Here is an 11022-nt window from a genome sequence, read left to right on the forward strand (position 1 = left end):
ATCACCCGCCCCGCGGACGTACCGCGCCCCCGCCCCGGGACACGCCCGCGTACGGCGTCGCACGCCCCGGGCACTCCGCGGCGCCCGCCGATGCTCCGGCGGGGACAGGCGGACGCCGCGTTCGGTTCCGTACGCCGTTGTACGGGACACCCTCGGGGGTGATCAGACCGCCAGGGCGCGGTCCGTCGGGCGGATCGGGGCCGGCAGGGCGCTGACACCGGTCAGGTAGCGGTCCACACCGCGCGCCGCGGAACGGCCCTCGGCGATGGCCCACACGATGAGCGACTGGCCGCGCCCCGCGTCACCGGCGACGAAGACCCCATCGACGTTGGTGGCGAAGTCCGCGTCGCGCGCGACGTTGCCGCGCTCGTCGAGCTCCACGCCGAACTGCTGGACCAGGCCGTTGGAACGGTCGGTGCCGGTGAAGCCCATGGCCAGGGTGACCAGCTGGGCGGGGATCCGCCGCTCGGTGCCGGGCTTCGGCGCCGGCCTGCCGTCCTTGAACTCCACCTCGACCAGGTGCAGGGCCTGGACGTTGCCGTCCTCATCGCCCTCGAAGTGGGTGGTGGAGACGGAGTACACCCTCTCCCCGCCCTCCTCGTGCGCGGAGGTGACCTTGTAGAGCATGGGGAACGTCGGCCAGGGCTGGTTGGTGTTCCGTTCCTCGCCCGGCCTCGGCATGATCTCCAGCTGGGTGACGGACAGCGCGCCCTGGCGGTGGGCGGTTCCGACGCAGTCGGCGCCGGTGTCGCCGCCGCCGATGACGACGACGTGCTTGCCCTCGGCGCTGATCGGGGAGACCGTCAGATCGCCCTCCTGCACCTTGTTCGCGAGCGGCAGGTACTCCATCGCGAAGTGCACGCCGTTCAGCTCACGGCCCGGGACGGGCAGGTCGCGGGAGACGGTGGCACCGGCGGCGATGACGACCGCGTCGTAGCGGCGGCGGAGCCCCGCGGCGTCGATGTCGCGGCCGATCTCCACCTCGGTACGGAACTTGGTGCCCTCCGCGCGCATCTGCTCGATGCGGCGGTTGATGTGCGACTTCTCCATCTTGAACTCGGGGATGCCGTACCGCAGGAGCCCCCCGATGCGGTCCGCGCGCTCGAAGACGGCGACGGTGTGACCGGCCCGGGTCAGCTGCTGGGCGGCGGCGAGACCCGCCGGGCCCGAACCGATCACGGCGACGGTCCTGCCGGAGAGCCGCTCGGGCGGCTGCGGGGTGACGTCTCCGTTGCCCCACGCCTTGTCGATGATGGAGACCTCGACGTTCTTGATGGTGACGGCCGGCTGGTTGATGCCGAGCACGCACGCCGACTCGCACGGCGCCGGGCAGAGCCGCCCGGTGAACTCCGGGAAGTTGTTCGTGGCGTGCAGGCGCTCGGACGCGGCCGTCCAGTCCTCGCGGTAGGCGTAGTCGTTCCACTCGGGGATGAGGTTTCCGAGCGGGCAGCCGTTGTGGCAGAACGGGATGCCGCAGTCCATGCAGCGGCCGGCCTGCTTGCTGATGATCGGGAGCAGCGAGCCGCGGACGTAGACCTCGTTCCAGTCCTTGACGCGCTCGGCCGCGGGACGGGTCTCGGCGACCTCGCGCCCGGTGGTCAAAAAGCCCTTGGGGTCAGCCATGAATCGCCGCCTCCATCATCTTCTCGGTGGTCTCCTGTTCGGAGAGACCGGCGAGCTCAGCGGCGTCCTTGGCGGCGAGCACGGCCTTGTAGGTGGATGGGATGATCTTGCTGAAGCGGGTCACCGAGGTGTCCCAGTCGGCGAGCAGCTTCTCGGCGACCGTGGAGCCGGTCTCCTCGTGGTGGCGGCGCACCACGTCGTGCAGCCACTGCCGGTCGGTGTCGAGGAGCTCCTCGATCGCGCCGTGGTTTCCGGCGTTGACGTGGTCGCGGTCGAGGTCGACGACGTAGGCGACACCGCCCGACATGCCCGCGGCGAAGTTGCGTCCGGTCTCGCCGAGGACCACGGCGTGGCCGCCGGTCATGTACTCGCAGCCGTGGTCGCCCACGCCCTCGGAGACGACGGTGGCGCCGGAGTTGCGGACGCAGAACCGCTCACCGGTCCGGCCGCGCAGGAACATCTCGCCGCCGGTGGCGCCGTAGGCGAGGGTGTTGCCCGCGATGGTGGAGTACTCGGCGAGGTGGTCGGCGCTCCGGTCCGGCCGGACGACGATCCGGCCGCCGGAGAGGCCCTTGCCGACGTAGTCGTTGGCGTCGCCCTCCAGCCGCAGGGTCACCCCACTGGGCAGGAACGCGCCGAAGGACTGGCCGGCCGAGCCGGTGAAGGTGAGGTCGACGGTGTTCTCGGGCAGTCCGCCGCCGCCGAACCTCTTCGTCACCTCGTGGCCGAGCATGGTGCCGACGGTGCGGTTGATGTTGCGGATCGGGAGCTGGGCCCGCACCGGCTGGGCGTTCTCGGCGCTGTCCGCGTCGAGGGCGTCGGCGGCCAGCCGGATCAGCTCGTTGTCGAGGGCCTTGGCGAGGCCGTGGTCCTGCTCGACGCGCCGGTGGCGGACGGCGCCCTCGGGCAGTTCGGGGACGTGGAAGAGGGGGGCCAGGTCGAGGCCCTGTGCCTTCCAGTGCCTGACCGCGCGGTCGGTGTCGAGGAGTTCGGCGTGGCCGACGGCCTCCTCGATCGAGCGGAAGCCCAGCTCGGCGAGGAGTTCGCGGACCTCCTGGGCGATGAACTCGAAGAAGTTGACCACGTACTCGGCCTTGCCGGAGAAACGGTCGCGCAGCACCGGGTTCTGGGTGGCGATGCCGACCGGGCAGGTGTCCAGGTGGCAGACGCGCATCATGACGCAGCCGGAGACGACGAGCGGCGCGGTCGCGAAACCGAACTCCTCGGCGCCCAGCAGCGCGGCGACGACGACGTCGCGGCCGGTCTTCAGCTGGCCGTCGGTCTGCACGACGATCCGGTCGCGCAGGCCGTTGAGCAGCAGGGTCTGCTGGGTCTCGGCCAGGCCGAGCTCCCAGGGTCCGCCGGCGTGCTTCAGGGAGGTGAGCGGGGAGGCGCCCGTTCCGCCGTCGTGGCCGGAGACCAGGACGACGTCCGCGTGTGCCTTGGAGACACCGGCGGCGACCGTTCCGACACCGACCTCGGAGACCAGCTTCACGTGGATGCGGGCCGCCGGGTTGGCGTTCTTGAGGTCGTGGATCAGCTGGGCCAGGTCTTCGATGGAGTAGATGTCGTGGTGCGGCGGCGGCGAGATCAGCCCGACGCCCGGGGTCGAGTGCCGGGTCTTCGCGATCCAGGGGTAGACCTTGTGGCCGGGCAGCTGGCCGCCCTCGCCGGGCTTGGCGCCCTGGGCCATCTTGATCTGGATGTCGTCCGCGTTGACCAGGTACTCGCTGGTCACACCGAAGCGGCCGGAGGCGACCTGCTTGATGGCCGAGCGGCGCTCCGGGTCGTGCAGGCGCTCGGGGTCCTCGCCGCCCTCGCCGGTGTTGGACTTGCCGCCCAGCCGGTTCATGGCGATGGCGAGGGTCTCGTGCGCCTCGCGGGAGATCGATCCGTACGACATGGCTCCGGTGGAGAACCGCTTGACGATCTCAAGGACGGGCTCGACCTCGTCGACGGGGATCGGCGCACGGTCCGACGCGAAGGCGAACAGGCCGCGGAGCGTCATCAGCCGCTCGGACTGCTCGTTCACGCGGTCGGTGTACTTCTTGAAGATGTCGTAGCGCCTGGTGCGGGTGGCGTGCTGGAGGCGGAAGACGGTCTCCGGGTCGAACAGGTGCGGTTCGCCCTCGCGGCGCCACTGGTACTCGCCGCCGATCTCCAGCGCGCGGTGCGAGGGGGAGATGCCGGAGGCCGGGTACGCCGTGGCGTGGCGGGCGGCGACCTCGCGGGCCACGACGTCGAGACCCGCGCCGCCGATCTTGGTGGCGGTGCCGTCGAAGTACTTCGTGACGAAGCCCTCGTCCAGGCCGACGGCCTCGAAGACCTGGGCGCCCCGGTAGGAGGCGACCGTGGAGATGCCCATCTTGGACATGACCTTCAAAACGCCCTTGCCGAGCGCGTGGATCAGGTTGCGGATGGCCTTCTCGGGCTCGATGCCCTCGATGAACGTACCGGCGCGGACCAGGTCCTCGACGGACTCCATCGCCAGGTACGGGTTGACGGCGGCGGCCCCGTAGCCGATCAGCAGCGCGACGTGGTGGACCTCGCGGACGTCCCCCGCCTCGACCAGCAGCCCCACCTGGGTGCGCTGCTTGGTGCGGATGAGGTGGTGGTGGACGGCCGACGTGAGCAGCAGCGACGGGATCGGCGCGTGCTCGGCGTCGGAGTGCCGGTCGGACAGGACGACGAGGCGGGCGCCGTCCACGATGGCGGCGTCGACCTCGGCGCAGATCCGCTCGATCCGTGCCGCGAGGGCCTCGGCGCCGTCGGCGACCCGGTAGAGACCGGAGAGCGTGGCGGCCTTCATGCCCGGCATGTCGCCGTCGGCGTTGATGTGTATCAGCTTGGCCAGCTCGTCGTTGTCGATCACCGGGAACGGCAGCGTGACGCTGCGGCAGGACGCGGCGGTCGGCTCCAGGAGGTTGCCCTGGGGGCCGAGCGAGGAGCGCAGCGAGGTGACGAGTTCCTCGCGGATGGCGTCCAGCGGCGGGTTGGTGACCTGGGCGAACAGCTGGGTGAAGTAGTCGAAGAGCAGCCGGGGGCGCTCGGACAGGGCGGCGATCGGCGAGTCCGTGCCCATGGAGCCCAGCGGCTCGCCGCCGGTGCGGGCCATCGGCGCGAGGATGACGCGCAGCTCCTCCTCGGTGTAGCCGAAGGTCTGCTGGCGGCGGGTGACGGAGGCGTGCGTGTGCACGATGTGCTCGCGCTCCGGGAGGTCCCCGAGCTCGATGACCCCGGCTTCCAGCCACTCCTGGTAGGGGTGCTCGGCGGCCAGCGACGCCTTGATCTCGTCGTCCTCGATGATGCGGCCCTCGGCCGTGTCGACGAGGAACATGCGGCCCGGCTGGAGGCGGCCCTTGCGGACCACCTTCGCGGGGTCGATGTCCAGGACGCCGACCTCGGAGGAGAGCACGACGAGTCCGTCGTCGGTGACCCAGTAGCGTCCGGGGCGCAGCCCGTTGCGGTCGAGGACCGCGCCGACCTGGGTGCCGTCGGTGAAGGTGACACAGGCCGGGCCGTCCCAGGGCTCCATCATCGTGGAGTGGTACTGGTAGAAGGCGCGGCGGTCGGCGTCCATGGTGTGGGTGGCCTCGGGGCTCTCCCACGCCTCGGGGACCATCATCAGCACCGCGTGCGGCAGCGAGCGGCCGCCGAGGTGGAGCAGCTCCAGGACCTCGTCGAAGGAGGCGGAGTCGGAGGCGTCGGGGGTGCAGACGGGGAAGATCCGGTCGAGCCGCGCGGAGTCGCCGTGCCCGTGGTCGGCGGAGCCGCTGTACCCGTGGTCGGCGGAGCCACTGTGCCCGTGGTCGGCGGAGCCGAACAGGTCGGAGGCCAGCTGCGACTCGCGGGCGCGCATCCAGTTGCGGTTGCCCTTGACGGTGTTGATCTCGCCGTTGTGCGCGACGAAGCGGTACGGGTGGGCGAGCGGCCAGCTCGGGAAGGTGTTCGTGGAGAACCGCGAGTGGACCAGGGCGACGGCGGTGGCGAAGCGGCGGTCGGAGAGGTCGGGGAAGAACGGCTCCAGCTGCCCGGTGGTGAGCATGCCCTTGTAGACGATGGTCCGGGCGGAGAGCGAAGGGAAGTACACCCCGGCCTCCCGCTCGGCGCGCTTGCGCAGCACGAACGCCTTGCGGTCGAGAGCGATGCCGGCGGACTCGCCGTCCGCGACGAAGAACTGGCAGAACTCGGGCATGGTGGCGCGGGCGCCCTTGCCGAGGATGTCGGGAGCGACCGGGACCTCGCGCCGGCCGAGGACCGTCAGGCCCTCCTCGGCAGCGATCTTCTCCAGCTTCCGGAGGGCCTCGGCGGACTCTCCCGCCGGGAGGAAGGCGATGCCGACGGCGTACGCACCGGCCTCGGGGAGGTCGAAGGCGACCACCTCGCGCAGGAAGGTGTCCGGCACCTGGAGCAGGATCCCGGCGCCGTCGCCGGAGTCGGGCTCGGATCCGGTGGCACCGCGGTGTTCGAGGTTGCGCAGTACGGTCAGCGCCTGTTCGACCAGCTCATGGCTGGCCACACCGGTGAGGGTGGCCACGAACCCGACACCGCAGGCATCGTGTTCGTCACGGGGGTCGTACAGCCCCTGCTGGGCGGGGCGACCGTCCATGGGCGACCAGGCGTCGGTACGCATGGGCTCTCCCGTCGTCGTCGTGGCATGTGCTGTGCCGAGGGACGACGTTGGCCCTCTGCGAAAGTGCGTGCAGATCACATAATGGGGCGCTTCTCAAGAGGCGAAAAGTTCATTCCAACATGCGGACATCGGGTGATACGGGATGACGCGATGAGGGGGGAATGTCGCAGTCGGAGATCGGCGCCCGGAAGGGGGACCGCAGAGAGCAGGCGTCGTTGCCCGCGGTGTCTACGGCTCTTGCCCGGCGGCGGCGAGAACAAAACCGCCGGGTAACGGCTGCTGATGAGCAGCTCTGTCGTGGAGGACGATTTTACGCCGGGCGGAGCCGTCCCGCCCAGAGCCGGCTCCCAGGACGTACATCACACGACCGGCCGAAGCCCGTCACACGGACGGAGGAAGGCCGACCGGGTCCGCGGCGGACGGCCCGGGACCGGACACGGAACGGCCGCGCACCGGGCGACGAACGGCGCCTCGTACCGGGCGACGAACGGCCGCGTACCGGGCGACGAACGGCCCGGACGCCGGGCGGGCACACGCCCGGCGCCGAACGGTCCCACTCCGCACGCCGAAGGGGCGGGCATGCTCGCCCGCCCCTTCCGTTCCGGGTCTCCCCGGCGCCCGGGGACCCGTCAGCCGCCGACGGCCACCCCGAACAGCGTGCCCAGACCGTAGGTGACCGCCGCGGCGGCCCCGCCCAGCGCCAGCTGACGCAGTCCGCTGTACAGCCAGTTACGCGCCGTCACCCTGGCCACCACCGCACCACAGGCGAACAGTCCGATCAGCGCCAGCAGCACGGCCGGCCACAGCGCGCTCGCCCCCAGCAGATACGGCAGCAGCGGCAGCAGGGCGCCCAGCGCGAACGAACCGAAGGACGACACGGCGGCGACGAGCGGCGAGGGAAGGTCGCCGGGATCGATGCCGAGCTCCTCGCGGGCATGGATCTCCAGGGCCTGCTCGGGGTCGCGCGACAACTGCCGCGCCACCTCGCGGGCGAGCCCCGGCTCGACACCCCGGGCCTCGTACAGCGCGGCGAGCTCCCGCTCCTCGTCCTTGGGATGCTTGCGCAGCTCGCGCCGCTCGACGTCCAGCTCCGCCTCGACCAGCTCGCGCTGCGAGGCGACGGAGGTGTACTCACCGGCCGCCATGGAGAACGCGCCCGCAGCGAGACCCGCGAGACCGGTGATCACGATCGTCTGCTGGGAGACGGCACCGCCCGCGACCCCGGTCATCAGCGCGAGGTTGGAGACCAGGCCGTCCATCGCACCGAAGACCGCCGGGCGCAGCCAGCCACCGTTCACATCGCGGTGGGTGTGGTTGTCGCGGTGTGCCTCGTGCAGTACGGCGTCGGTCTCGATGATGGCCACGGTTCTCCCCTTCCGGCGGCGGGTTCATGTGCTCCACCCCGCCCAGCACCATCGAAAGTACGCACGAAAAATGGCTCCCGCCAGCAAGGAAGGCCGTACTTACCACCCTGAGTGACCGAGTAAGTACGGCCTTCCTTGCTGTCTGGACCCCCTCATCCGACTGGACCTTTTGTCTTGAATGTCAGCCTTTGTCGGGTCGTGATGTGGCACAGATCGATCAAGTACCAGAACCGGTCCGGTACGAGCGAAGNGTACGGCGTCGGTCTCGATGATGGCCACGGTTCTCCCCTTCCGGCGGCGGGTTCATGTGCTCCACCCCGCCCAGCACCATCGAAAGTACGCACGAAAAATGGCTCCCGCCAGCAAGGAAGGCCGTACTTACCACCCTGAGTGACCGAGTAAGTACGGCCTTCCTTGCTGTCTGGACCCCCTCATCCGACTGGACCTTTTGTCTTGAATGTCAGCCTTTGTCGGGTCGTGATGTGGCACAGATCGATCAAGTACCAGAACCGGTCCGGTACGAGCGAAGGGTCGGCGCACGATGGATTCGACTTCAGGAAGTCCGGCGCGGACGCGGGCGCGGGACGTCCCGGGCGAGGTGCCCCGCCTCGACCGGGCCGACCGGGCCCGCGGCTGTCTGCTCGGCCTCGCGGTCGGTGACGCGCTGGGCGCACCCGCGGAGAACCTCCGGCCGTCCGAGATCCGTCGTCGCTGGGGCCGTATCGAGGGCTTCGTGCGGGACGACCCGGCGGGCACGGACGACACGGAGTACGCGATCTTCTCCGGGCTGCTGCTCGCCCGGCACGGTTCGGCACTGACCGTGACCCATGTGGAGCGGGCCTGGCACCTGTGGATCGCCGATCTCGACGAGGGGCCGTTCCGGGGCGCCGGGTTCAGCGAACGGGGCACGCTGGAGAACCTCCGCCGGGGCCTCGCCGCCCCGATCTCCGCCCAGCACCGGCACGCCTGGAGCGACGGGCTGGCGATGCGGGCCGCGCCCTTCGGAGTCTTCGCGGCGGGCCGGCCGGACGAGGCGGCACGACTGGTCGCGGTGGACGGACAGGTCAGCCATGACGGGGAGGGCATCTACGGGGGCCGGGCGGTGGCCGCGGGGGTGGCCGCCGCGATGGCGGGCGCCGGGGTCGTGCCGGTGATCGCCGCCGCGCTGTCCGTCGTCCCCATGGACTCGTGGACGGCGCGCTCCCTGCGGCGCGCGGTGACAGCCGCGCAGCGCGCGTACCCCGACCGGCTGACCATGGAGCGGGCGGTGCGTTCCGCGGTGGTCGTCGGCGGCTACCCGTGGACGGACCTGGCGCCCGAGGCGGTCGGCCTGGCCTTCGGCGCGTTCGCGGCGGCGCGCGGCGACTTCCGTACGGCGGTGCTGACCGCCGTCAACATGGGCCGGGACGCGGACACCACGGCCGCGGTGGCGGGGGCCCTGGCTGGCGCGCTGAACGGGGCGTCCGCGATCCCCCGGCCCTGGGCGGAGGCGATCGGCCCGGTCCGGGGCAGCTGTCTGCCGTCGATGCGGGGCCACCACGTCCTGGACGTCGCGGAACTCCTCACCCTGCCGGACGCGACGCTTGGGAAAGACGCCGGGGAGCCGCCCGGCACCGTGCGGGGGGACGAGGCGGCGGGTGGTGCCCTACGGGACAGGCCCGGCGCACCGGCCGGGGCGCGCGCCTCCAGCCCGGTCGCGCCCCCCGCGACCACCGGCACGCCGCACACGGGGGCAGGCACGGCCCGTACCGGGGTCGGCACGGCCCCCGCGACCGCCGACACGTCCCGTGCGACCGACGACACTCTCCGCACCGAAGCCGAAGCGCCCCGCACGGAGACAGGCACGGCCACCGACACGACCCGCACGGAGGCGGGCACACCCCGCAGGACCACCGGCACGCCCCGCGCGGAAGCGGGCACGGCCCCCGGGACGGACCGGCCGGGCTCCGCACCCGCCCCGTGCGCCACCGCCCGCCGGGACGCGCCCCCTCCCCCGGCACCGCCGCCGCACGGCGCCCGGACCGAGCGCGACGCCCCGGTCGCCCGGTACCGGACCGGCTCCGGGCGCACTCCCGGGCACCGCGCCCGGGTCGAGGGGCTGCTGCTCGGGCTCGCCGCGGGGGACGCCGCGGGCTGGCCGGCCGCGCGGCACCGGGCGGCCCGGATGCCCGAGTGGACCCGTCGCCTCACCCGTGAGCTCGACACCTTCGCCGAGCAGAACGCCACGACCACGCTGCCCGTCCCCATCGCGCTCAACCAGCCGCCCGAGCCCCTGCGGCTCGGCCCCTCCGACGACGCCGAATGGGCGGCGTTCGCCGCCGGGACCGTGCTCGCGTCGGCGGCCGGACCGCCGCACGGGCCGTCCCCGGGGCGACGGCTGCGCGCCGCCGTCGACATCGCCTGGAACGCGCTGGCCGCCGAGGTCGCCGAGGCCGCCGCCCGGGCCCCCGAGGTTGAGTCGGCGGTGCTTCCGCTGCGGGCCCGGATCTCGGTGCGGGCCGGGCTCGGCAATCTCGCCGCCGGACTGCGCCCGCCCGCCACCGGCCACGACAACCCGCACTACTTCGACGACGCGGCCTGCGTGCGGGCCGCCGTCCTCGCCGCCGCCCACCCGGGGGATCCGGCCGCTGCGGCCGACCTCGCCGAATTCGACGCCCGCTACACCCAGGACGGCGACGGGGTGCACGGTGCCCGCGCCATGGCCGCCGCGATTGCCTCGACACTGGGCGGCGCGGACGTGGACGAGGCGGTGGACGCCGCGCTCGCGCAGCTCCCCGACGGCACGGAGATCGCCCGCAACGCCGCCCACGCCGTCCGGATCGCGCGCGGCTTCGTCGGCGAGGAGGCGGGCGTGTTCTCCCTCGTACCGGTACTGGAGCACCAGATCGTCGACCACGTCTACAGCTACGGGATCGCCGCCGCCGAGACCGTCCCGGTCGCCCTCGCCCTGGCCACCGCCGCACGCGGCCGGATCGCCGAGGCCGTCCCCGCGGCGGCGTGCCTGTCGCGGGTGGCCGACTCCGCGCCCGCCCTGGCCGGTGCGCTGACCGGTGCGCTCGGCGCGGTACCGGACGGATGGCGCGAGGCGTGCCGCACCCTCGCCGGATGCGCACTGCCCCGGCTCGCGGGGACCGATCTCGTCGAACTCGCCGGGCTGCTGGCAGACACGGAACCGAGACCCCGGGGTGGACAATTCGGACATGACGTTCCCGGCGTTCCCGAGGCCCATGACCTTCCCGGCGTCCACGACGGCCGTGACGGCACCGGGGTCCGGGACGGGAGCCGCGGCACCCGCTCCCGCTGAGCGCCGCACCGGGACGCCCTTCGACGACGCACTCACCGGGCCGGCCACCGGACCGGCCCACCGGACCGGCCCACCGGACCGACCCCGAGGAGGCACAC

At 72.4% G+C, this 11022-nt stretch carries 4 protein-coding genes and 1 pseudogene; 2 read left to right on the plus strand and 3 right to left on the minus strand.

Translation table 11 applies throughout. The features are described from left to right. Nucleotides 1-162: 162 nt before the first annotated feature. The 3 genes from AMK22_RS25690 to AMK22_RS25700 all read right to left on the minus strand — a co-directional run bounded on the left by AMK22_RS25690 (nt 163) and on the right by AMK22_RS25700 (nt 7620). Complete coding sequence (locus AMK22_RS25690) at nt 163-1623, minus strand: glutamate synthase subunit beta (protein ID WP_073788751.1); 1461 nt, start codon at nt 1621-1623, stop codon at nt 163-165. Further along, nucleotides 1616-6256 (minus strand): glutamate synthase large subunit, encoded by a 4641-nt coding sequence (gene gltB, locus AMK22_RS25695; protein WP_073788752.1) that lies wholly within the window; start codon nt 6254-6256, stop codon nt 1616-1618. The genes AMK22_RS25690 and gltB overlap by 8 nt, the downstream gene beginning before the upstream one ends. 629 nt (nt 6257-6885) lie before the next feature. Continuing rightward, entirely contained in the window at nt 6886-7620 is a 735-nt protein-coding gene (locus AMK22_RS25700) for a VIT1/CCC1 transporter family protein (protein WP_073788753.1), read from the minus strand. A gap of 541 nt (nt 7621-8161) precedes the next feature. Here AMK22_RS25700 and AMK22_RS25705 point away from each other — a divergent pair. Both AMK22_RS25705 and AMK22_RS25710 read left to right on the plus strand, forming a co-directional pair. Continuing rightward, nucleotides 8162-9241, plus strand: a pseudogene (locus AMK22_RS25705) (ADP-ribosylglycohydrolase family protein); the annotation flags it as partial. Nucleotides 9242-9718: 477 nt separating this feature from the next. Continuing rightward, nucleotides 9719-10924, plus strand: a complete 1206-nt coding sequence (locus AMK22_RS25710; RefSeq protein ID WP_073788942.1) for an ADP-ribosylglycohydrolase family protein — start codon at nt 9719-9721, stop codon at nt 10922-10924. The last annotated feature ends 98 nt before the right edge of the window (nt 10925-11022 follow it).

It is taken from the genome of Streptomyces sp. CB01580, from assembly GCF_001905795.1.
GTDB lineage: Bacteria > Actinomycetota > Actinomycetes > Streptomycetales > Streptomycetaceae > Streptomyces.

Bases quoted from the DNA above. Each gene is read 5' to 3' on its own strand.
- AMK22_RS25690 (WP_073788751.1), bottom strand. From the start codon at position 1,623: ATGGCTGACCCCAAGGGCTTTTTGACCACCGGGCGCGAGGTCGCCGAG.
- gltB (WP_073788752.1), bottom strand. From the start codon at position 6,256: ATGCGTACCGACGCCTGGTCGCCCATGGACGGTCGCCCCGCCCAGCAG.